Source organism: Saccharothrix luteola (assembly GCF_020859565.1).
Classification (GTDB): domain Bacteria; phylum Actinomycetota; class Actinomycetes; order Mycobacteriales; family Pseudonocardiaceae; genus Actinosynnema; species Actinosynnema luteola.
This window is the reverse complement of sequence record NZ_JAJHUO010000007.1, coordinates 176,012-197,842: the sequence shown is the minus strand read 5'-3', so window position 1 is coordinate 197,842 and position 21,831 is coordinate 176,012. Positions and strand designations below refer to the sequence as shown.

Annotated in this window: 20 protein-coding genes; 18 read left to right on the top strand and 2 right to left on the bottom strand. The window is 70.0% G+C overall.

Annotated features, from left to right (window positions below):
• Window positions 1-111: 111 nt before the first annotated feature.
• The 3 genes from LNK82_RS12155 (at window position 112) to LNK82_RS12145 (ending at window position 3,709) form a co-directional block, all read left to right on the top strand.
• Complete coding sequence (locus LNK82_RS12155) at window positions 112-1,383, top strand: helix-turn-helix transcriptional regulator (protein ID WP_230567054.1); 1,272 nt, start codon at window positions 112-114, stop codon at window positions 1,381-1,383.
• Complete coding sequence (gene ribD / locus LNK82_RS12150; protein WP_230567053.1) at window positions 1,380-2,270, top strand: bifunctional diaminohydroxyphosphoribosylaminopyrimidine deaminase/5-amino-6-(5-phosphoribosylamino)uracil reductase RibD; 891 nt, start codon at window positions 1,380-1,382, stop codon at window positions 2,268-2,270. Before LNK82_RS12155 ends, ribD begins: the two co-directional genes overlap by 4 nt.
• Before the next feature lie 359 nt (window positions 2,271-2,629).
• Window positions 2,630-3,709, top strand: coding sequence for an asparaginase (locus tag LNK82_RS12145; RefSeq protein ID WP_230567052.1), 1,080 nt, complete (start codon window positions 2,630-2,632; stop codon window positions 3,707-3,709).
• 355 nt (window positions 3,710-4,064) lie between these two features.
• Here the strand turns inward: LNK82_RS12145 and LNK82_RS12140 are convergent, their stop codons facing one another.
• Window positions 4,065-4,433, bottom strand: a complete 369-nt coding sequence (locus LNK82_RS12140; RefSeq protein ID WP_230567051.1) for a DUF6355 family natural product biosynthesis protein — start codon at window positions 4,431-4,433, stop codon at window positions 4,065-4,067.
• A gap of 182 nt (window positions 4,434-4,615) precedes the next feature.
• Here LNK82_RS12140 and LNK82_RS12135 point away from each other — a divergent pair, with 182 nt between their 5' ends.
• The gene (locus LNK82_RS12135; protein ID WP_230567050.1) at window positions 4,616-5,458 is read left to right on the top strand and encodes a class I SAM-dependent methyltransferase; all 843 of its coding nucleotides are present in this window, start codon (window positions 4,616-4,618) and stop codon (window positions 5,456-5,458) included.
• Here the strand turns inward: LNK82_RS12135 and LNK82_RS12130 are convergent.
• Window positions 5,433-7,781: a helix-turn-helix domain-containing protein gene (locus LNK82_RS12130; RefSeq protein WP_230567049.1), complete on the bottom strand. Its 2,349-nt coding sequence runs from the start codon at window positions 7,779-7,781 to the stop codon at window positions 5,433-5,435. The genes LNK82_RS12135 and LNK82_RS12130 overlap by 26 nt on opposite strands.
• Window positions 7,782-8,213: 432 nt before the next feature.
• On the opposite strand from LNK82_RS12130, the gene LNK82_RS12125 reads away from it, so the two are divergent.
• From LNK82_RS12125 to LNK82_RS47655, 14 genes are all read left to right on the top strand, one after another.
• The gene (locus LNK82_RS12125; protein ID WP_230567048.1) at window positions 8,214-8,726 is read left to right on the top strand and encodes a prepilin peptidase; all 513 of its coding nucleotides are present in this window, start codon (window positions 8,214-8,216) and stop codon (window positions 8,724-8,726) included.
• Window positions 8,727-8,793: 67 nt separating this feature from the next.
• Entirely contained in the window at window positions 8,794-9,366 is a 573-nt protein-coding gene (locus LNK82_RS12120) for a hypothetical protein (RefSeq protein ID WP_230567047.1), read from the top strand.
• Complete coding sequence (locus LNK82_RS12115) at window positions 9,360-10,202, top strand: hypothetical protein (RefSeq protein ID WP_230567046.1); 843 nt, start codon at window positions 9,360-9,362, stop codon at window positions 10,200-10,202. Before LNK82_RS12120 ends, LNK82_RS12115 begins: the two co-directional genes overlap by 7 nt.
• Window positions 10,203-10,323: 121 nt before the next feature.
• Window positions 10,324-11,037: an SAF domain-containing protein gene (locus tag LNK82_RS12110; RefSeq protein ID WP_230567045.1), complete on the top strand. Its 714-nt coding sequence runs from the start codon at window positions 10,324-10,326 to the stop codon at window positions 11,035-11,037.
• A gap of 11 nt (window positions 11,038-11,048) precedes the next feature.
• Window positions 11,049-11,936 carry a CpaE/TadZ family protein gene (locus LNK82_RS12105; protein WP_230567044.1) on the top strand — a complete coding sequence of 296 codons (888 nt, stop codon included), beginning with the start codon at window positions 11,049-11,051 and terminating at the stop codon, window positions 11,934-11,936.
• Window positions 11,933-13,408, top strand: coding sequence for a TadA family conjugal transfer-associated ATPase (locus tag LNK82_RS12100; protein WP_230567043.1), 1,476 nt, complete (start codon window positions 11,933-11,935; stop codon window positions 13,406-13,408). The genes LNK82_RS12105 and LNK82_RS12100 overlap by 4 nt, the downstream gene beginning before the upstream one ends.
• Window positions 13,396-14,298, top strand: coding sequence for a type II secretion system F family protein (locus LNK82_RS12095; protein WP_372470470.1), 903 nt, complete (start codon window positions 13,396-13,398; stop codon window positions 14,296-14,298). Before LNK82_RS12100 ends, LNK82_RS12095 begins: the two co-directional genes overlap by 13 nt.
• Window positions 14,299-14,302: 4 nt before the next feature.
• Complete coding sequence (locus tag LNK82_RS12090) at window positions 14,303-15,205, top strand: type II secretion system F family protein (protein WP_230567041.1); 903 nt, start codon at window positions 14,303-14,305, stop codon at window positions 15,203-15,205.
• A 34-nt stretch (window positions 15,206-15,239) separates the two neighbouring features.
• A complete protein-coding gene (locus tag LNK82_RS12085) occupies window positions 15,240-15,428 on the top strand; it encodes a hypothetical protein (protein WP_230567040.1) in 189 nt (62 codons plus the stop codon).
• 76 nt (window positions 15,429-15,504) lie between these two features.
• Window positions 15,505-15,888, top strand: coding sequence for a TadE/TadG family type IV pilus assembly protein (locus tag LNK82_RS12080; RefSeq protein WP_230567039.1), 384 nt, complete (start codon window positions 15,505-15,507; stop codon window positions 15,886-15,888).
• A gap of 121 nt (window positions 15,889-16,009) precedes the next feature.
• On the top strand, window positions 16,010-16,417 hold the full coding sequence (locus tag LNK82_RS12075; RefSeq protein WP_230567038.1) for a pilus assembly protein TadE: 408 nt from the start codon (window positions 16,010-16,012) through the stop codon (window positions 16,415-16,417).
• Window positions 16,414-16,896, top strand: coding sequence for a pilus assembly protein TadG-related protein (locus LNK82_RS12070; protein WP_230567037.1), 483 nt, complete (start codon window positions 16,414-16,416; stop codon window positions 16,894-16,896). Before LNK82_RS12075 ends, LNK82_RS12070 begins: the two co-directional genes overlap by 4 nt.
• Window positions 16,897-16,936: 40 nt before the next feature.
• Window positions 16,937-17,368, top strand: coding sequence for a hypothetical protein (locus tag LNK82_RS12065; protein WP_230567036.1), 432 nt, complete (start codon window positions 16,937-16,939; stop codon window positions 17,366-17,368).
• A 531-nt stretch (window positions 17,369-17,899) separates the two neighbouring features.
• Window positions 17,900-20,680 (top strand): BTAD domain-containing putative transcriptional regulator, encoded by a 2,781-nt coding sequence (locus tag LNK82_RS47655; protein ID WP_230567035.1) that lies wholly within the window; start codon window positions 17,900-17,902, stop codon window positions 20,678-20,680.
• The last annotated feature ends 1,151 nt before the right edge of the window (window positions 20,681-21,831 follow it).

The following is a 21,831-nucleotide window of genomic DNA, read 5'->3' as shown; positions in this document are numbered from 1 at the left end:
CGAATCACCCTGGGCCCATTCGACCCCCACCAGCTACGATCACGAAACGGGGCAAATCGATTACTACGCGTTTTTGCCCCTCATTTGCCCCCTGCCGCAGCGGAGCAGACCGTGAACGAAGACCGGGCGTACGACGAGGCACATTCCGCCGCGATACTGCTCGCCAGCGAGATCAAGCGGCGTCGGCACCAGGCCGAACTGAGCCAGCCACAACTCGCTCGACGAATCGGCTACACCCGGCAGTACGTGTCACTCGCCGAACGCCCTGGCCACAACCTGCCCTCGCTCGGGATCGTGAAAGCCATCGACGAGGAACTGGGGGCAGGAGGGCAACTCCTCGCCCTCCGCGAACAGGCGCATCGGGAACGACAGGCTCGCCGGAACCGGCCGGACGCGTCCGCCGGTCCCCAGACTCCGATCAGCCACGCCGACACGGCAGGCACCGACCCGCTCGGCGGAGTCCCATTGTTGAGCGGCCTGGCGTCGAGCGACATTCCGGACTTGCTCGGCCACCTTCGGGAGCAGTGGCACCTCCTGGTGAAGACCGACAACCTCTTCGGCCCGCGATTCGCGCTCAGTTCGGTGCACGAGCACCTCAGGCTCGTGATGAGCATCGCTCGCTCGGCCAGGGGCCTGGTCCGACGCGAGGTGGTGACGTTGGCGGCGCAGTACGCCGAGTCCGCCGCGTGGCTGCACGAGGACGCGGGCGAGACCTCGCTCGCCGAACGGTGGACCGACCGGGCGATGGAATGGTCACACGAGGCGGACGACCGTCTCATGCTGGCGTGGACCTTGTTCCGCCGTAGTCAGCAGGCCACCACCAACCGAGACCCTGCCCGGGTGATCGGTATGGCACACGCCGCTCACCGCGAAGGACCCGCGCTTCCGCCCTCGATGCGCGCGGCCATCACCCAGCAGGAAGCCCACGGATACGCACTCGACGGCGATGCCCGTGCCGCTCAACGCACGCTGGACAAGGCGCACGAATGGGCTGTATCGGACACGACCGGCGACGCCCGGGGCGGGCACGGCTCCTTCTGCACCGCCGGCTACCTCGAACTGCAGCGCGCCAGTTGCTGGCTGACCCTGGGGCAGCCGCGTAAGGCCGTCGAGTTGTACGACCGGGTTCTGCCGATCCTGCCGGCGGTGTACCGACGGGACAGGGGCATCGCCCTGGGCCGCTTCGCGCTGGCCTCGGCCGCCGTGGGGGAACCGGAACGAGCCGCGCGCCTCGCCGGCGAGGCGTTGGACATCGCGCGCAGTTCCGGATCCGTACGGACCGAGAACGAACTGCGGGCCGTCGCCAACGCACTGACCCGCTACGACACGCTGCCATCGGTTGCTGCGTTCCGCGCCAAGCTGACGTTCAATGGCGACCTGTGACAACGTCGGCGAACGAGATCAGCGCGATGCAGCGTGCCATCGTCCTGTCCGCCTTCGGACTCGGACGCACCAGCCCGAACCCACCGGTCGGCTGCGTGATCCTCGACTCCGCCGGGCAGGTTGTCGGCGAGGGCTACCACGAACGCAAAGGCGAAGCACACGCCGAAGTCCACGCCCTCACAGCAGCGGGCGAACGCGCCCGCGGCGGCACTGCGGTGGTCACCCTCGAACCATGCAATCACCACGGCCGGACACCACCGTGCCGCCAAGCGCTCATAGACGCGGGCATCAGGCGAACGGTGATCGCGGTGATCGACCCCACGTCCCGAGAGGAAGGAGGCGCCGAGCGGCTGCGAGCGGCAGGCGTCGAGGTCGAAGTCGGCCTCCTGTCCGAATCCGCGCGACTCGTGCTCCGCCCGTGGCTGCACAGCCTGCAACTGGGTCGGCCGTACGTCACGTGGCTGTACGAGGTCGACGCGTCCGGCCAGGTCGTCGCGCCCGCGGATGTACTGGTCGCGCACCATCGAGTCGAGGCCGACGCGGTCTTGGACGACACCAGTCGACCCACCGAAGGCCTGCCGAACGGTCACGGACACACCGTGTTCAGGTTGCCCGCCGCGGTACCCGCCGAAGATCCCGCAACGCTGCTCGCACAGTTGCACACAGGTGGAGCGCGATCAGTTCTGATCACGAGCCCGTTGGCTGCACAGCGGTTCCTTCGGGACGGCCTGGTCGACCATGCGACGGTCTACGCGACACCGGCGGGTCCTTCCGCTTCGCCCGTGCCAACACAGGCGACGGCACTGTCGAAGTTCAGCATCGACCGAGTCGGCATGTTCGATCGGTATGTCCGGATCGACGCCTCCGTCGCTGCACACAACCGTTAGGTCCGCCGCCTTCACTGCGGGCCTGTGAAGGCGGCACGGGCAGCAGTAAACGACGTGCTGTCCCGCCCGGCGGCCGCACGCGTGCGGCGTCGAGCCCGCGACGCCGCGCTTGGGTGGGTGCACTCCCGGCGCGAGCCCATGCCGCGATGGGCGACACCCGAGCCAGTCTCCAAGCGCTCGATGCGGTCCGTCGCCACGTGGAGGCGATCACCGACCCACCCCAGGGCACCGACTTCTTCGACGGTGCACGTCTGGACCGCTGGAAGGGTTTGACCGGGCCTGCCGGTTCGTCGGGGGAACCGCGCACCCGGCGGACTAGTGTGCGCTGACTGCCTGGCCCAGTTCTGGAGAGGATGCCCGTGTCGCGTGAAGCCTTGATGACGCCCGCTCGTCGCGTCGCAGTCGTCGGCCTGGGCGGAACGATCGCCATGACAGCGACCCCGGGTGGCGGTGTCGTGCCGGCGCTGTCCGCCGAACAGTTGGTCGCCGCGGTGCCGGGCCTGGCGGACACCGGTGTCGACGTCGAGGTCGTGGACTTCCGTCGTGTGCCAGGTGCGTCGTTGACCTTCGATGACCTGTCGGCCTTGGCCGACGAGGTCCGTGACCGATGCGCCGCGGGGTTCGACGGGATTGTCGTCACGCAGGGCACCGACACCATCGAGGAGACCTCCTACTACCTCGACCTGCGGCACGCGGTCCCTCAGCCGGTCGTGGTGACCGGCGCCATGCGCAACCCCACCCTGGCCGGCGCCGACGGCCCCGGCAACCTGCTCGCCGCCATCCTGACCGCCGCCGACCCGACTGCCCGCGGTCTCGGTTGCCTGGTGGTGTTCGCCGACGGGATCCACGCCGCCCGCAGGGTCCGCAAAACGCACACCACCAGCACCTCCACTTTCCGATCCCCTGATGGCGGGCCACTCGGGTACCTCGTCGAAGGCCGCCCGCAGATCGTCAACAGACCCGCCGACCGTGCAGTGCTGCCCGACATCCACAGTCGTACGGATGTGCGGGTGGGAGTCGTCACGGCAACTCTCGGTGACGACGGGACCCTGCTGCAGACCGTGGCCCACCAGCTCGACGGTCTCGTCGTGGCGGCGTTCGGCGTCGGACACGTCCCCGCCACGTGGGTACCACCGCTGGAACAGATCGCCGACCGCATCCCCGTCGTCCTCTGCTCCCGCACCGGCGCCGGACCCGTGCTCGCGGCCACCTACGCGTTTCCCGGCTCCGAACGCGACCTGCTGTCCCGAGGGCTTGTCCGCGCGGGCTTCCTCGACCCACTCAAAGCGCGCATCCTCCTGCACGGTCTACTCGCCGCCGACGCCGACTCGAAGACCATCGCGGCGGCGTTCGCTGCGGCCGGCGGCCACGGCACCCCCGGTGACTGGCCCTACCCCACGACCGCGACCGGACAAGGAACCCACCGTGCGCAGCCATGAACTCACCCTCGGGCGCAGCTTCGGGGTCGCCTTCGACCATGGTTACGTGCGTAGATCGTTCCGACGAGGGTAGCGACCTGGTCGCCGAGTTCAGGAAATCGAGCTGTCGGCGGCGCGCGGAACCAGTGTGTCGAGATGGCACCTCGAGGGTGGACGCTTGGCGATCCATGACAGTAAGAGAGGCAAAGGGGCGAGTGCTGATATGGCGGACGAACACGCTCGCGCGTTCGTCGCCGCTATCACGGAGACTTCTTTGGGCCCAGACGTCCGGAGTTGCGGGACCGGTTGATTGATCTGCCAGGACGGTGTGCCGAACCCCGCAGGGAGCGGACACCGTCCTGGCGCATCCGGGATGTCAGACGGGCGGTTGGGTGGTGGAGCAGATCTGGCGGCCGTCGGACGCGGTGATCAGTCTCGGTTGGATGGGGACGTAGTAGGCGTACTTGACTTCGTTGCTGGGGAAGAACCTCAAGGTGCCTCGGGGTCCGACGCAGGTGTGGTAGCTGTCGAGGGTGGTGTCGACTCGGATGAGGATGAACGTGTCGGCGCAGTGGGTGTAGAGGGATGTCGCGCCGTTGTGGTGGTCGGGGTTGACGTGCTGGAAGCCGCAGCCGACTGGGAGGGGCGCGCTGTGGGCGTCGGTCGAGGACGTGGTCGTGAGGGCGGAAATGGTGGTGGTTATGAGGACGAGTGTGTGACGTAGTTTGGTGCGGATCGCGGTCACGGTGATCACCCTTTCTCGATTCGATACCGGAGTGGTGGTCACGAGCATCCTGCGGCCGTTGCGGTGGGAACAGGATTCTGTCTTTCCGAATAGGAAGGAATAGGGCGAATCGAGTAGCCCATGTGGGTGACTGGTGCGTGGCGGCTGGGTCCGTGTGACGGGCGTGCTGGTAGATGTCGGGTATGAGCTTCGGTGTCGAGGTCGGGGAGATGGTTCGGGCGAACCGGGCGAACTGGGACGCGCGGACGCCGGTGCACGTGGCGAGTGAGTTCTACGCGGTGGGCAGGCGCGATCCGCGGAGTTGGTTCGCCCCGTTCGAGTGGTCTGATCTCGGGGAGCTCGCCGGTCGGGAGTTGGCGCATCTGCAGTGCCACATCGGGGCCGAGACGATCGCTTTCGCGCGGCAGGGAGCTCGTGTCACCGGGTTGGACTTCTCGGCGGCGGCCGTCGTCGAAGCGCGGCGTATCGCCGCCGGGGAAGGGTCGAAGATCGAGTACGTGGAGGCCGACGTCCACGACGCGGTGGCACACCTCGGTGCAGGACGGTTCGACGTCGTCTACACCGGCAAGGGTGCGTTGTGCTATCTGCCGGATCTGCCGCGGTGGGCGGCGACGGTGGTTGAGCTGCTCAAGCCGGGTGGGTTCGTGTACATCGCGGAGTTCCACCCGTTGCTCAACGCGCTGGGACCCAAGCCGGGACCGGGTGAGGGGCCGGAGTTGTTGCTGCGGCACGACTACCTGGAAGGGCGTGGCGCGATCGAGCGTGACGCGACCTACACCTACACCGATGGTCCGGCCCTGACCTCGGCCACGGTGTCTTACGAGTGGATGCACTCGCTCGGGGAGGTCGTCACCACGCTGGTGCGGGCGGGGCTGCGGATCGACAGCCTCACCGAGAGCGAGTTGCTGCCGTGGCCGCGTTGGGCGCGCATGACTCGGACCGGCAGCGGCTGGTGGGCGCTGCCGGACGGTGACCCGAGAGTTCCGCTGCTGTACGGGCTCAAGGCGTCGAAGCCGACGGCGTAGCCTCCGATGTGGGGGATGGGCGGGGAGCCGGCACCGCCCGCAGGCGTTCGCGCACGTTGTCCGCCCGCGGGTCGTCGAGTTCGCCCAGGATGGTCAGAGCGGCAAGCCAGCACCCATGCGCCTGGTCGGGGTCGTGTTCCACCAAGGCGTCACCGCGCATGATCAGCGTGTCGGCCTCACCCCATCGGTCACCGAGCTCACGCCGGGCGAGCAGTGCGAGGTCGAACTGTGCCTGCGCGTCCTCATGCCTGCCCATCGCCTCGAACGTCGCGGCGAGGCTCGTCAGGATGTAGCCCTCGGTGTAGCGGTCGCCGTCCTTGCGCATAATCCGCAGGGCGTCCTCGAAGTGCTTCATCGCCTCGCCGAACCGTCCCAGCCGACGGCAGGCCTCGCCGACGCCGTTGATCGCGATCGCTTCGCCAGGTTGATTGTCGACCTGCCGGAACAGCTCGCGTGCGGCGGTGAACGCTTTCGCCGCCGCTTCATGATCCTCGCGGTCGCCTTCCAGGTAACCGATGCCGGTGAACGTCCAGGCTCGCCCGGTCGTGTCCCCTATCGCGTCGCGCAGCTCCATGGCGGCGTGCAACTGCTTCTCCGCCAGGTCGAACCGCCGCCGCTCCCGATGGGCGTGCGCCAGGTTGTTCAGCACCCAGGCCTCCCCGAACGAGTCCCCGGCAGCCCGAGCCGACGCCAGGCCCGCTTCGTGGATGGAGATCCAGTCGGTCCAGTGCTTGCGCAGGTACAGGAAATCCCACAGCACGACGGGCAACTGCCACGCATGCACGTGGTACCCACGCTCGTGAGCCAGTCGCACGGCGGCGACGAGATTGCCGAACTCGAACTCACACCAGGCCAGCGCCGTGGTGTAGGTGAAGTCGTCCGGTGCGTCGGGCGTGCCCGGACTCGGCGGCGCCAGGGTCGGATTGCGGTACTGCGGAGCGAGCACGTCGCTCACGCGTGCCGCGGCGTGCAGGTACCAGTCCAACATGCGCCGCGTCGCCGACTCACGGTCAGGCCCGGGCTCGTCTTGGAGCAGTCGTTCGACGCTGTACGCGTTGAGCAGGTCGTGCCGTGTGTATCGGTCGTGCGCCACCTGCTCGATCAACCGCACCGACGCCAACTCGTCCAGCGACCTCCCCGCTTCGTCGACCGGGACGCCGGACAGCGCCGCGGCGACGTGCGGACCGAAGGTGGCACCGGCGTGCAGCCCTAGGAGACGGAACAGCTTGGCGGCGCCGTCTGTGAGCGCCCGGTAGGACCAGGAGAAGACCGCCCGCACCGTCTCGTCCTCAGACGACAGCGCGTCCAGACGCTTGTCCATGGCGGACAGGTCGTCGGCGAGTCGGTCGAGCGAGAGGTGCGGATGCGCCGCCACCCGCTCCGCCGCGACCCTGATCGCCAGTGGGAGGTAGGCGCACAACGTCGTGATCCGCCCGGCCGCGTGGAGTTCCCGGTCGACGCGCTGCTCGCCGAGCGTCTCCCGCAACAGGCTCACCGCCTCGTCACGCGTGAACGGCTCGACACTCACCAGGCGGGCACCTTCGCGCATCGCCAGACCTGACAACCTCCGACGACTGGTGACGATCGCCAGACAGCCGGCTGTGCCGGGCAGAAGCGGGCGCACCTGCTCGGTGCTGAACGCGTTGTCCAACACGAGCAGCGTCCGCGTCCCCGCCAGCCGCGTCCGCAGCAACGCCGTCCGCCGGTCCAGCGTCGAAGGAAGATCGGCAGGACCGACACCGAGATCGCGAAGAAAGGCCTCAAGCACCTCGAAGGGCGCGATCGGATCCACGGTGGGTGCCCAACCGCGCAGGTCGTAGAACAGCGTGCCGTCCGGGAAATCCTCCCGGACGTGATGTGCCCACGAGACGGCCAAGGCCGTCTTGCCGACACCTGCCAGCCCGTCCAGCGCGAGCACACCCGCAGACACACCGCGCCTCAGGTCTTCAGTGGCGAGTTCCAGTTGCGCGAGCACTCGACGGCGGCCCACCAGCCGCGCCGATGGCGGTAGCTGCGATGGACCGAGGGCCGGGCGATGACGGCTTCTACCAGCTTCGTCCCACACCATGCTTAGGAGGGCGCCGCCGGTTCCGAGCACCTGGTCGCACGCGCGGGCGAAGTCTTCCGTGGCCGGCTTGACCCCGTTCTCGACGTTGCTCACATGCCCGACGCTGTAGTGGCACCGCTCGGCGAACTGCGTGAGTGTAAGACCCGCCTCGACGCGCAGCCGCCGGAGCTCCTCCCCGATTCTCTGGCTGTTATTCGTTATTCCCTTCAAGCGAATACACCGCCCCCCTTGCCATCCCCCAGACGGCCAGGTCACCGTGATGTCAGCCGGGTTGGCACCGGAACCACCACGAGAGACTGAGGATATGCGGATCAGACGTGGGCCACTGGTCCGTTCGATCCCATGAAGCCCCTATCGAGTGAACAGTGCCGGGATTGATGTACGTGCTGTAGTGACTTCTGTAGGCGAGGTGGGTCGCGATGCGGATCGGAGTGGCGTGGGTTTCTTCTTCCAGTGGGCCGGTACGGAAAATGCTCTTTCGGGTTTGTGTCCGACTAGAGGGTGAAGCCGTTCGGCGGGGATCGTCACCCTGCGTATCGAGGGGGTGCTATGTCGCCGGAATGGTGCTGGACGCTCATCGGCCCAGCGTTCGGACCTCTGGTGACCGCGGTAACGGCGCGTGCCGCAGCCGGGCAACGGTTGTTCCCGACGGGGTGGTGGAGAACGGCGTGGTCGAGCGATGCACTGGTGACCACTTCGGTCCTGTGTGCACTGCTTGCACTGCTGACCTACTGGTTCGAGGGTTCGCCACAGTTGCCTGCCGTGTGCTGGCTGGCGATCACCGGCACCCCACTCGTGTTGATCGATCTGACCTGTCGCCGACTTCCTCACGCGATCACGGGCGCGATGTTCCTCGGCGGCCTGGTCCTGCTCGGCCACGTCGCGCTCCGGATCGGCGAGACCGGCGCGTTGCTGAGGGCGGTGACCGTGTCCGGTGTGCTGTTCGTCGCGATGTTGGTCGCAGCGGTGTTGGTGGCGCCGCGGATCGGGGGTGGAGATGTCGCCCTGATCGGTGCGGTCGGCCTCTATCTCGGCTGGGTGAACTGGCCGCGCGTCGTGCTCGGGCTGTTGGTCGCGCTGGTGCTGGCGGGCGTGACGGCAACCGTGCTCCTGGCAGCTCGTCGGATCGGCTCCGGAGAGCCTCTCGCGATGGGGCCGGCGATCGTCGGCGGAGCGCTCATCGCACTCAGCCTTCCCTGACCGACCGCTACGGGGGTTCGACATGTGCGTCCCCTTCCGCCATGACGACCACGACTTGAGGACGGACATGCAGATCTTCCACAGCACGGCCACCGCCCTGGTCATCCTGATCGCCGTCGCCGCGTGCAGCCCACCGGACTCGGGCACGTCTGCCGGACCTGGGGAACCAGTCAGTGTCGACGCATCCCTTCTCCCCGAGGCGTCGAGCCCGCCGCCCGACCCGGCCGGGGAAGCCGGGCGGCTGGCGACGGACGCTTACCGGGGCATGTGGCTCAGTTTCGCCGACGCCGCCACGACGTCCGATTGGCAGTCGCCGAAGCTGGGCGAGTTCGCGACCGGCACGGCGTTGAACACACTGACTCGTGGGTTGTACGGCGACCGCTACAAGGGCGTGGTGTCGCGTGGCCGGCCGGTCCTCAACCCCGCGGTGTCCTCTGCCGAGCCCGTCGGGGCGCCGACCAGGATCATCGTCACCGATTGTGGTGACTCGACGAACTGGACCAGGCACTACGCCGACAGCGGGCAACCGGCGGACGACGAGCCGGACGGCAGGCGCCACATCGACGCCATCGTGGAGAAGCAGGCCGACGGCACGTGGAAGGTCGTCGAGTTCGGCGTCCAGGAGGTCGGGACGTGCTGAAGCAGACCGCCGCCATCCTGGCGTTGCTGCTCCTCGGCAGCGCCGCACCGGCCTTCGCAGGTCCATGGGGAACCGTCGACTGCGGCCGAGTGCCCGCACCCGTCTGCGACCTCGGTGCGGGCAACAGCCACCAGCCGAACCAGGGCTTGAATCCCGACCACCCGGCCGGCACGGACCACGTCGGGGGAGACGACGAGGATCCGTTCGTCGACTGCGGCTACAAGCCGATCGACTACGAGGCGCCCGGCGGGCAGCCGCAGGAGGCGGGCGGTTGGTTCATGGTGCTGTGTTCGCCGGACGGCAAGGACCCGTTGTCCCACGGGCCGGTCTGGGTTCCATCTGGTGGTGCACAGCTGGCGGTCTCGCCGGAGCAGGTGGCGGAGATCGCGCGCAACCGCTTGCGCCTGCCGGAGGTGGCGATCGCCGCCAGTCCCGCCGAGGACCAGTTGGTCAACCTGCCCACGTGGTTGTGGTTGAGCGGTGGCTGGGAGGAAGTGTCGGCGAACGCGTCGGTGACCGGTGTGTCGGTGACGGCCGTGGCGAAGCCGAGGTCGGTCACCTGGTCGTTGGGGGATGGTGGCTCGGTGACGTGCACGGGTGCCGGCACTCCCTACGGGCCGCATGCCGAGCCCACGTCGCCTTCACCGGATTGTGGCCATATCTACCGTCGTTCATCAGCGGACCAATCCGGGCATGCCTTCCCCGTGTCGGCGATCGTGCGCTGGATGGTCACGTGGTCGGGTGCGGGGCAGGGCGGGACGTTCCCGGACATGACCACGACGGGCACAGCGAGTTTCCGCGTGGCGGAGTCCCACGCGCTCAACAACGGCGGCTGACCGGCACCGGTCACCGGCGGTTCTGATCGGGCCGACACCCACCGCGCGACCACATGTTCCGCTCGCTGCTCGCCTTTCGGCGACGCGGCGTACTACTCCTTTGCCTTCTGGAGGTACCGGTATGACCACCAACACCACGAACCGGCCGGTCGCCGACCACTCCGCCGGCCCAGCGGACGGTCTCTGGGTCGGGGACGGCACGCGGCCGTCCGCTTTCCGCCTGCGGGCGGGCGGTCGCCGCCGCAGCGTCCCGTACCTGTTGCTCGGCGTGCTGTTGGTGCTGGCCTGTGCAGGCGGGTTCGTGCTGGTGTCGATCAGCTCCGGGGACCGGCAGGCTGTCCTGGCGTTGGCCCGCGACATGTCGGTGGGGCGGGTGTTGACCGCGCAGGATCTGCGGCAGGTCAACGTCGCGGTCGATCCCGGCGTCGCCGTGGTCGGGGCGGATCGGGTGGCCGCGGTGGTCGGCAGGCCGATGGCCACCAGCCTGTCGGCCGGGGCGCTGCTCACCCCGGATTCGGTCGGTGGGGCGGTGCTTCCGACCGCGGGGCAGGCGATCGCCGCGCTGGCGCTCAAACCTGGTCAGTTCCCGCCGGAGATCGTTGCGGGGACACCGGTGTCGGTGGTGTTCGTGTCCGGCCAGGCGGGCACCGCGAGCAGCCCGTCGACCGACGGCGGCACGGTGTGGCCGGCGGTGGTCACGGGCGTGACCACGCCGGTGAACGAGCAGACCACGGTGGTCTCGGTGCAGTTGGCCGAGGCGGCCGCGCGTCAGGTCGCCGCGGTGCCGGCGGGGCAATTGTCGGTCGTGATGCTGTCGTCGGGCGGTGGTCGATGATGTTGGTCTCGGTGCTGTCATTGAAGGGCTCGCCGGGCGTGACGACGTTCGCCGTGGCGTTGGCGGCCCGCTGGCCGGCCCCGACCCGCGCGCTCGTGGTCGAGGCCGACCCGTCCGGCGGAGACCTGGCCCTGCGGTTCTTCCTGCCCGCGGCACCGGGCCTGGTCGGCCTTGCCGCCGCCGCACGCCACGGCGGTGACGCGGGCCTGGTGTGGCGGCACAGCCACCGACTACCGGGCGGCCTGCCTGTTATCACCGCCCCACCGGATGCCGACCAGGCGCACGCGGCGTTGTCCGCTGTGCTCCCGGACCCGGACGGCGGGCTCGGAGTGCTGCGGGCGGCGGCGAACGAACTGGGCACGGTGCTCGTCGTCGACTGCGGGCGGGTGGATCCCGGCTCGCCCGCCCTGTCGATCGTGCGTTGCTCCGACGTGGTGGTGCTGCTGTCACGGGCGCACGCCGAGGACCTCGCGCACCTGCCCCGCCGGCTGCCGGCGGTCGGTCGGTGGAGCCCGAACCCGGTGCTGTTGCTCGTCGGTGACGGCTTCTCCACCGCCGAGGTCGCCCGTGAGCTCGGGGTGGCGCCGCTGGGCCGGATACCCGAGGACCCGAACGGTGCTGCGGTGCTGTGCGGGCGACCGAACACGGTGCGCTGGGGCCGTACCGGCAGCCCGACGCACTCCGCGTTGGGCCGCTACGCCCACAAGGTCGCCCTCCGACTCGCCGCACACGAACGACCGCCCGTGGCCACGTCCGGGGAAGCGGAACCCGCTCCGCCGCCGACGCTGCGCGCGGTCCCCGATGCCCCACCCGAGTCGCCCTCGCTCGACGGCACCCGACCCACCCCAGGCTGCGGCAGCGACCCGAACGGGCCTCGGCAAGGAGGACAGGCGTCATGACATTCCCGACCGACCACCATCACGCCGTAGTGCCGCTGCGCCCCCACCAGCGACTCGGTGACGGCGCGCCGCGATCCGGCGGGCCGGGCCAGGAAGTGCCGCCACCGGGCCGGGGCGTAGAGGACGACGACCCGGTGGACCTCTCGGCCGCCGTGACCGGGCTGCGCCGCCATTTGCGGGAGCGGTTGAACGCGGAGCTTCCGCGGCGGGTGGCCGACCGGCAGGACCGCACCGGAACGACCACCACCCGTGAGGCGCGCCGTGAGCTGGCCCGCGGCATCCTCGCCGAGGCGCTGCGCGTCCACACGGAGAACGAGCTGGCAGCGGGCCGCCGGCTGCTGCCCCGCGAGGCGGAGCAGCGGGTCGTGGGCGAGGTGGTGAACGAGCTGTTCGGCATGGCGGGGTTGCAGCCGCTGCTGGACGATCCGAGTGTCGAGACGATCAACGCCAACCGGTATGACCGGGTGTTCGTCCACTACGACGACGGCCGCCGCGCCCGGGTCGGGCCGATCGCCTCCTCGGACGAGGAGCTGACCGATCTCGTTCGCCTGCTCGCCGCGCGCGCCGGCAGCCAGGAACGGCGGTTCGACCACGGCTCGCCGGCGGTCAACCTCCAACTCCCCGGCGGCGAGCGGCTGTTCGCCGTGATGGGCCTGACCGCCGGGGGAGTGACGGCGCTGTCGATCCGGCGTCATGGCTATCTCACGGTCACGCTGCCGCAGCTGCGCCGGCGCGGCACCCTGGACCCCGGCTTGGAACAGTTCCTGCGGTCGCTGGTCAAGGCCCGCAAGAACATCCTGATCACCGGCGGCACCGGGGCCGGTAAGACCACGCTGCTGCGGGCGCTGGCGTCGGAGATGGACCCGTTGGAGCGGATCGTCACCATCGAGGACGCCTTCGAACTCGGCCTGGACCGCGACCCGGACGTCCATGCCGACGTGACCGCGTTCCAGGCCCGCGACCCCAACGTCGAAGGCGAAGGCGCCGTCTCCCAGGCCGAACTGGTCCGCTGGGGCCTGCGCATGAGCCCGGACCGGGTCATCGTCGGGGAGATCCGCGGCCCCGAGGTAATCCCGATGTGCAACGCCATGTCACAGGGCAACGACGGCTCGATGGCCACCCTGCACGCCTCCAGCTCCCGGATCGCGTTCACCCGGCTCGCCTCCTACGCCGCCCAGGGTGTCGAGCGGCTGCCGCTGGAAGCGACGAACCTGCTGGTCGCGAGCGCCGTGCACTTCGTGGTGCACCTGGCCCGCGCGCAGGATCGGCGCACCCGCGTGGTGTCCTCGATCCGCGAGGTCGTGGGCGCCGACGGCCCACAGGTGGTCTCCAACGAGGTCTACCGCCCCGGCACCGACCGCCGCGCCCGTCCCGTGGCCGGGGCGATGCGCGGCGACACGCTTGACGACCTGGTCGACGTCGGCCTCGACCCCGGCGTGCTGGAGAACCCCGAGGGCTGGTGGTCACCGTGACCACCCTCGGTTCGACCACCGCGACCGCCGGGCTGCTCGGCGCCGGCACCGGGATCGGCCTGCTGCTGATGCTCCTCGGCCGGCACAGCACCGACCCCCACCGCCCACTGCGCGGTCGAATCCGCGTCACCGGCCGACAGCGCACGCCGCAGCTCGCGGTGGCCGTGGCAGTCGCGGTGGTGACCGGGCTACTGACCGGCTGGCCGGTCGGCGCGGTACTGGCCGGGCTCGCCTGTCGGGCGCTGCCGCGGGTGCTGGGCCGGGATCCCGAGCAGGCCCGACGGGTGGCGCGCATCGAGGCCGTGGCGACCTGGACGGAGATGCTGCGCGACACCCTGTCCGCCGCCGCGGGCCTGGAGCAGGCGATCCTCGCGACCGCGCCACTGGCACCGGCGGCGATCCGCGGCGATGTCGGAGACCTCGCCGCCGACATCGGCAACGGCGAGCGCCTGGCACCCGCGCTGCGCAGGCTCGGGGAACGGCTGGACGACCCGGTCGGCGACCTCGTCGTCGCCGCCCTCCTGCTCGCCGCCGAACAACAGACCCGCCGCCTGACCGAGCTGCTGGGCTCGCTGGCCGACGCCGCCCGAGGACAAGCCTCGATGCGGATGCGCGTGGAGGCCGGACGGGCCCGCACCCGCACCTCGGTACGGGTCATCGTCGGCACCACCCTGACCTTCGCCGCCGCCGTGGTGCTGCTCAACCGCGACTACACAGCCGCCTACGACAACACAACCGGACAAATCATGCTGCTGGGCATCGGAACCCTGTTCACAGCCGGATTCGGCTGGCTCGCCCGCATCGCCCGCGTCAGGCAACCCGACCGCTTCCTGGCCACCCCCGACACCCAGGCGAACCACACCGTGCCCGTCACCGAAAGGCAGGTGTAGCAACATGATCACCCCGATCGCACTGGGAGCCGGTCTCGGGCTCGGGCTGTGGGCGCTGACCGTCGGGATATTCCCGCCACGCCCGACGCTCGGCACCGTCCTGGCCCACGCCACAACACCACCCGCCCCGGCACCGACCCCCGCCACCGATGACACCGACGCCAGCGGCTGGGCCGCGCGGCTCGGACGACCCGCCGTCGCCCCGCTGCGCGCCCTGGGCCTTCCCGGCCCACGCCTGGCCCGCGACCTGGCGGTCATCGGCCGGGCGACCTCGACCCACCTGGCGGAGAAAGCCACTCTCACCGTCGCCGGACTGCTACTGCCCGTCCTGCCCACCGTCGCCCTCACCGCGGCCGGCCTCGGCCCCGGCGTCGAGCTGCCGATCATCGCCGGGCTCACGCTCGCCGCGGCCGGGTTCGTCGGACCGGACCTGCACGCCCGCACCGAGGCCGCCACACTGCGCGTCGGGTTCCGCCACGCCCTCTCCGCCTACCTGGACCTGGTGTGGATCACTCTCGCCGGTGGCGCCGGGGTCGACAGCGCCCTGGGCGGCGCGGTCACCATCGGCCGCGGGTGGGCATTCGACCGGATCCGCCGCGCCCTGGACACCGCGCGCCTGACCCGCACCACCCCATGGACGGCACTGCGCCGCCTCGGGGAGGAACTGGACGTGACCGAACTCGCCGAGTTGGCCGCGTCGGTCAGTCTGGCCGGCACCGAGGGCGCCAAGGTCCGCGCCTCGCTGGCCGCCAAGGCCGCCACCCTGCGCACCCACCAGATCACCGAGGCCGAGAGCCAGGCCCAAGCCGCCACCGAACGCATGTCGCTGCCGGTCATGTTGCTGTTCCTCGGATTCCTGACATTCATCGCCTACCCGGCACTGACACAAGTCCTCAATGGACTGTGACGTCATGCCGGGCACGACAGGGTAGGAGAACGTGATGCACTCGCACATGGAGGCGTTGTGGACAACTCTACAAGCACGCTGGGAGACGTTGCGCCGCGAACCGGACGCCGGGTACTCGACCGAGACCGTCCTGGTGACCGCCCTGCTCGTCCTCGCAGCACTCGCGGTCGTCGCGATCGTGGTCGCCAAGGTCACCGAGAAAGCCAATGGCATCACCATGTGATACCCGTGGCCGTAAGGACTTCATCGATGCGCGACCGGAACGCCATAGCCGTTGGACTCGACAGTTCCGGCGGGCGTTGCGCGACGAGCGAGGAGCGGTCAGCGCGGAGTTGGTGATCGCTACACCGCTGCTGTTGCTGATGCTGCTGGCCATCGTGCAGTTCGCGCTCTGGTCGCACGCCACCCACATCGCCCAGGCTGCCGCCTCGCAAGGGCTGGCCGCAGCGAGGGCGCAGAACGGGACCTCGATGGCGGGAACGACGAGTGCGCAGCAGATCCTCGACCAGCTTGCCGCAGGCCCGCTGCGTGACGCCGCCGTCAGCACCGACCGCGGTGCGGCCTCGGCGTCGGTGCGCATCAGCGGGACCGCGACCTCGGTGGTGCCGTTCCTGAGCCTGCCTGTGCACGCCGAGGCCGTCGGACCGGTCGAACGCTTCGTTCCCGAACTTGCAGGTGGGTGAACCGATGACCGCATCGCTAACGACGCTCTGTATGCGCGAGACACCGTCCCGGTGCCGCCACAGCCGTCGACCGCACGGTCGCCGGGAGTGGTTGGCCTGGTGGCGGGCTGACAACGGCTCGGTGGCCGCCGAAGTCACCATCGCCACGCCGTTCCTGGTCATGTTGCTGGTGTTCGTGGGCGTGGTGATCCACCGGGGCGTGGACGCGCGCATCCGGATCGACGACGCCGCCCACCAGGCCGCCCGCGCCGCCAGTATCGAACGCACCCCTGCCGCCGCCACCGCTGCCGCCCGGTCCACCGCCGCGAGTGCGCTGTCGCAGTTCGGCGCAGCGTGCGCGTCCCTGTCGGTGGACACCACCACCGGTGGCCTACGGCCCGGTGGCACGGTCAGCGTCACCGTGTCCTGCAGCGTGGACTTTGGTGACGCGCTCATTCTCGGCGTGCCGGGCGGCAAGACGCTGTCGGCCACCTCGGTCGAACCGGTCGACCTCTGGCGCTCGACGGCGAACACCGGGAGCCGGACATGACCTGCCGGGATCGTGGTTGCCGGCCGCCCGGTGTGGTGCGGTGGCGTACTGGTGTGCGTTGGTGGCGCGCCGACGAAGGCAATGTGACTGCGTTCGTCATGGCGCTCACCACCGGCATTCTCGCCCTGGCCGGGCTCACCCTGGACGGTGGCCTTGCGCTGGCCGCGAAGGTTCGGGCCAACGGTCAGGCTGAGGCCGCGGCCCGCGCCGGTGCCCAGGCCATCGACCTGACCGCCTACCGCGGCAGCGGAACCGTGCGGTTGGTGCCCGCGCAGGCGGTCGCCAACGCGAAGGCCCACTTGGCCGCCGAGGGCGCCACCGGAACGGTGACCGTCTCCGGCGACACCGTCACGGTCACCGTGACCGTGACCGTGACCCAGACCACTCAACTACTCGGACTGGTCGGCATCGGCGCGCTCCAGGTTCACGGGCAGGGCAGCGCTCATCCGCAGCGCGGGGTGACCGAGATCGATCCATGACCACCGCTGTTCACCGTGCAGCACCTACAAAGGAGACAGGATGACAACGCCCGAGGAGATCCGTCGGCGCGTCGAGCAGACCGACGCCGCCCGCAGCGTACGGCGGGCCGCCGCAGCGCAGCAGGTCGGTGAACTCGCCCATCGCCGCGCCGCGATCATCGAACAACTCGAGGACGTCGAGCGTGAACTCGGCGACGTGCTCGCCGAGGCGCAGGACGTCATCGGCGTCGACGAGTTGGCCCGGTTCACCGACCTCAAGCCCGCTGACCTCACCGCATGGGTCACGGGCCGCAGGACCGGCCGTGGCAAACGCAAGAAGACCACGGGCGCCTCCAGCACCCGCAGCGACATGCGGCGCAGTTCGGGATCGAGGACGTCGGCGACGCCCGGCCAAGCACCTGGTCCGCGTGAGGGTCTCGGCTCCGCCGGGGCTCAGGACGCACCCGAGCGGCTCGTCGCGCAGGCGAGCTGACCGTGTTCGCCTTCCCGTCGGGCTCGCCCGCCGACACGGAGCCCTGTGGCTTGGTCTTCCACTCGGCGGCGTGCCCGAAAGTTGCTGTTCTGTTGGGGAATGAGCACGTTATGACCGCATCGCGAACCTCCCGTCGGAAGCCGTATCGGACGCCGCGTGTGCGCTGTCGGGCGTGGCACGGTGCCGGGCGCGTGCTGCGGGTGCTCGCGCGGCTGGTGCGCGGAGTGCTGGCCGCCGTTGTCCTGTCCGCGCTGCTGGCGGGACTGCCGTGGGCGTTGACGGACTTCGTCGGCTGGCCTCTGCCGGACCGCCTGCCTTCCTGGGCGGAGGTCCAGGGCGTGCTGCTCGGCCCGATGAGCACGACGTTCCTGCTGGACTTCCTTGCCTGCCTGACCTGGGTGGTCTGGGCTTCCTTCACCCTCGACGTCGCCCGCTGCGCGATCGACATCGCCCGCGACGCCCGGATGCCGGAACTGTCGGCAGCCGGACCTGTCGGCAGCCGGACCTGTGCACCGGATCGCGGCCGTGCTCGTGGGCGCGGTCCTGGTCTCGATCCTGGGCCAGCGCGCCGGCGTCCCCGCCGCATCCCCCCACGCCCTCGTGACCGGCGGCACCGGCGTGGTCGCGGCGGCACCGGCCTGGAATCCGGCGCCCGAGCGATCAGCAGCCCAGGTGTGTCCGGCCGCCTGCACCGCACCGCACCGGGCAGCGCCCGTTGTCGCCGCCGAGCGGGTCGCCCGCGCGAAGTCCGCCGTGGTTCTCGCGTACGACCCCGTGACCGGTGTGTACGACTCGCTGTGGCGGATGGCCGAACGCACGCTGGGCGACGGCGACCGCTGGCCGGAGATCTACGCGCTCAACCAGAGCAAGCCGCAACCGGGCGGCGGCACCTTCACCCGCCCCAGCCTGGTCTTCCCCGGCGAAGAGATGACCTTGCCCGACGACGCCACCGTCCCCGCGCCACCGCCCACCCATCCCACCCCACCGTCGGTCGAACCTGTGAACCCACCTCCGGCCACCGCAACACCACCTCCCGTCAGCCCGACAGCACCGGCACCCTCCGCCAGCCGGCCTGCTCCCACCACCCAGGCGCCCGCCCCAACGCCGAGCCGCCAGGCCGCCCAGCCGCCGGCCGCTCCAGCGCCGCCGAGTACGGACGTGCCTGCCGAGCCGGGGTTCAGCTGGGGCGAGGAGCTGTTCGTCGGCCTCGGTCTGGCCTCGGCGGTCAGCGCCGCGCTGGTCGTGGCCCGTCACCGCAGCCGGCGTCGATACCGGCCCGGCAGCGGCGACCGCAGCGACCTACCCGTCGCCCCGGTGGTGTACCAGCTGCGGCTGGCGCACCTGCGCGCCGACCAGGCCGACCTCGGCCTCGATCTCGGGGATGACGACGATCCGGACCTCGATCGGCCGGGCCGGCGACTGCGGCGGACAACGGCACCACCGATCGTGCTCGGTCACGACGACAGCACCCTCGACGGCCACACGCCTTTGCCGGTCGGTGTGCGCGACGGCCGCGAGATCGCCTTGGACGTGGCCGCCGCGCACGGTCTGGGTCTGCTCGGCGTGGGTGCCGCCGGCGCGGCCCGTGCGCTGCTCGCCACAGCCCTGACCGCCGCGGACGAGGCGGCCAGGGTGATCGTTCCCGCCGAGGACCTCGCCACCCTGGTGGGCTGGCGGGCGGCACAGGCGCCACGTCCGGCGAGCCTGCACGTGGCACCCGACCTCGACGCTGCCCTGGACGTGATGGAGTCCGAGCTCCTGGTGCGCGCTGGCCAACGCTCGTCCACCTGCCGCCCGTGGGCACCGGTTGTGCTGGTGGCCCGAACGCCCGGACGGCAGTCGCGGCGGCTGCAGGCGGTGTTGGACAACGGATCGTCCGTCGGCGTGACCGGGCTGCTGCTGGGACAGTGGAACTCCGGAGTGACCGCCTACGTCCGCGACGACGGCACCATCTCCACCACCAGTCCCGGCATGGGTGAGCCACTGCGCGGCACCCGCGTGTTCCGGCTCGGCGACGACCACACCGCAGATCTGCTGGCCCTACTGCACCGCGCTGCCCCCGACAATCCGACCGATCCCGAACGCACCGCGGACAACCCGCCGCCATCAGTCCTTCCGCCTCGTCCCCACGTCGTGTCCGACATGTCCGCCGCGGCCTTCGGCCCTGCCAAGCCACCGGCCGATAGCCGGAAAGGCGGAGTCACAAGCGGGCACGGCGAGCGACCGGACGCGAAGGAACCGGCCGACGACGTCGAATGGGAGCTGCCGGCAGCTTGCGGCGCCGCCGAACGACAAGGCGACCGCGATCTGGAAATCCTCGCAGCGGCGTCCGCTTCCTCGCCCGGTTCCCGGTTGTGTCCCGACCGGCCCGTACGCGCGCGGAGGGAACCCCGCGCCGACCACACCACGCCGGTCACCGGCCCGGATCGTCCGCGGGGTGGCGAACCTGAGGGCGCCGCCAACCCCGGCCGGGGTGTTCCACCGATGCCGATGCGGATCAGGGTGCTGGGACCGCCGCAACTGTGGTGGTGCCCCGAGCCTGCAGACCCCGACGGTGAGGTCGCCGAACGCGAGATCACCTCGGCCTTCCAACCGCGGCTTCGCGAGCTGCTGGTTTTCCTCGCACTGCATCCCGACGGTGCCAGCCGCGAGGCGCTCATCGCCGCTCTGTGGGCCACCCGCCCGCCGGAGCGCACCACCAACGCGATGAACACCAGCCTCAGCCGCCTGCGCCGCGCCCTGACCGCCGCGACCGACGGCGTCTTGTCGAACGTCGTGCTGGTCGGGGAAGGCCGCTACCGACTCGACCCCGATCTGGTGCAGGTCGACTACTGGTCCTTCGCCGCCGCCGTGGCCGTCCGCCGCACCGCCACCACCGACCACCAAAGGGTCGACGCCTACCGGCGCATCGTGGACTGCTACAGCGGTCCGCTGGCCGACGGGATGAGCACCGAGTGGATCGAAACCGCGCGGGAGGCCATCCGCCGCGACGCCATCGACGCCGTCGCCGCCCTGGCCCGCGCCCTCGTCGAGCACGACCCGCAGCAGACCCTGGACCTGCTGGAGATCGCGCGGGCGTTCGACCCGCACAACGAGTTGATCTACCGCGACATCATGCGCCTGCAGGAACGCCTCGGCCGCCTCGACGCCATCCCCAGAACACTCACGCTGCTGACCGCCCGGCTGGCCGAAGTCGACGACCGGCCCACCCCGGAGGCGATCAGCCTGGCCGAGCGGCTCCGCCGTCGTCACGACGCCGCCGGCCCCCGCCACCCACTCGGAGTCGGCCGTGGGCACGGCAAGGCCGGGTGACCACCACGACGGCACGCCCGGCCGGCGGCGGCCAAGTCGATCAGCCGCCGGTGCGTGGACCACGCCGCGCGCCCTGGACCGGTCGTCATCGTGGAACTCCACAGTGTCGTCGGAAAGGCGCTTTCGCTACCGCGCCAGGGCTGTACGCCTGAACTGCTCCAGCAATTCCCGAGGCGTCCGAGTCCACTCGATCGGAGCCTCCACCCAGAGGCGACACCTCGGCGACATCCGGGTGAACAAGTACAGGACTTCCTGGCGAAAAGTCTCGTCGCTCCTCAGTCGAGTGACGAGGCCCTGTTCGCGCATCTTTTTCGGGTTGTGTGCCGGAATGCTATCGTGCGGAACGGCGTGTTTGTCCGTCGAATTCTCGTCGAGGAAGTACGAGTTGCCCGTGGAGATGTTCTCGGCTCGAAGCGCGGGTCGTCGCACGGTGTTACCCGGGTCGCGATGGGCACCTGCTTGCCGACGAAAAGATTCCTCGGATCGCACGGACCCCGCGGGATCGTCGCATCCGGCTTTGCCGCCGCACGCCTCGCCGTGTGTCGACGCTGCCCAGGGTGACGTCCGTCCTCGCGAAGAGCGGCAGCGCTCTCGTCGAGCGTGCCGGTCGCCCTGGGTGGTCAGTGAGGAGATCGACTGCGCGTACGGTGACTTCCATTGGGGGTTCACATGGGGGATCACCTTGTGGGTCAGATCGGGGATCCTGTTAGAGCGCCACCTTCTCCGACAGGCGAAGATGCCGGTCAGTGGGCCTGTGAGGGGATCCGCTGGTAGCCCAGACTCGCTTGTCCACAAGCCGGTGAACACATCGGGGCGGGCACGTGGTCTCGCTCGGGTTCGCGTATCGCCGTTGGTCCACCGGTCGTCCGTTGCTCTCGTGACCCTTCCATTCCTGTTCTCGCAAACCTTTCTGCATTCGGCTTTCCTGTTTTCTTTCGTCCTTTGCTTCGCTCTGTGGGTTCGACGCATTTAGTGGCGTTGGGCTGCGTGATACTGCGGGCCCGTCGATTGCCGACAGTCGGATTTGTGTCCCCGTGGGCGGTGCTGAATCGGTGGCCGGGCGGCCGTTCCGGAAAGAGTCTTGAAAATGAGCTGGCGAACTGTTGCGGTATTCCTGCCGACGAGTGACAATTAATTGCCGCCAGAGAAGC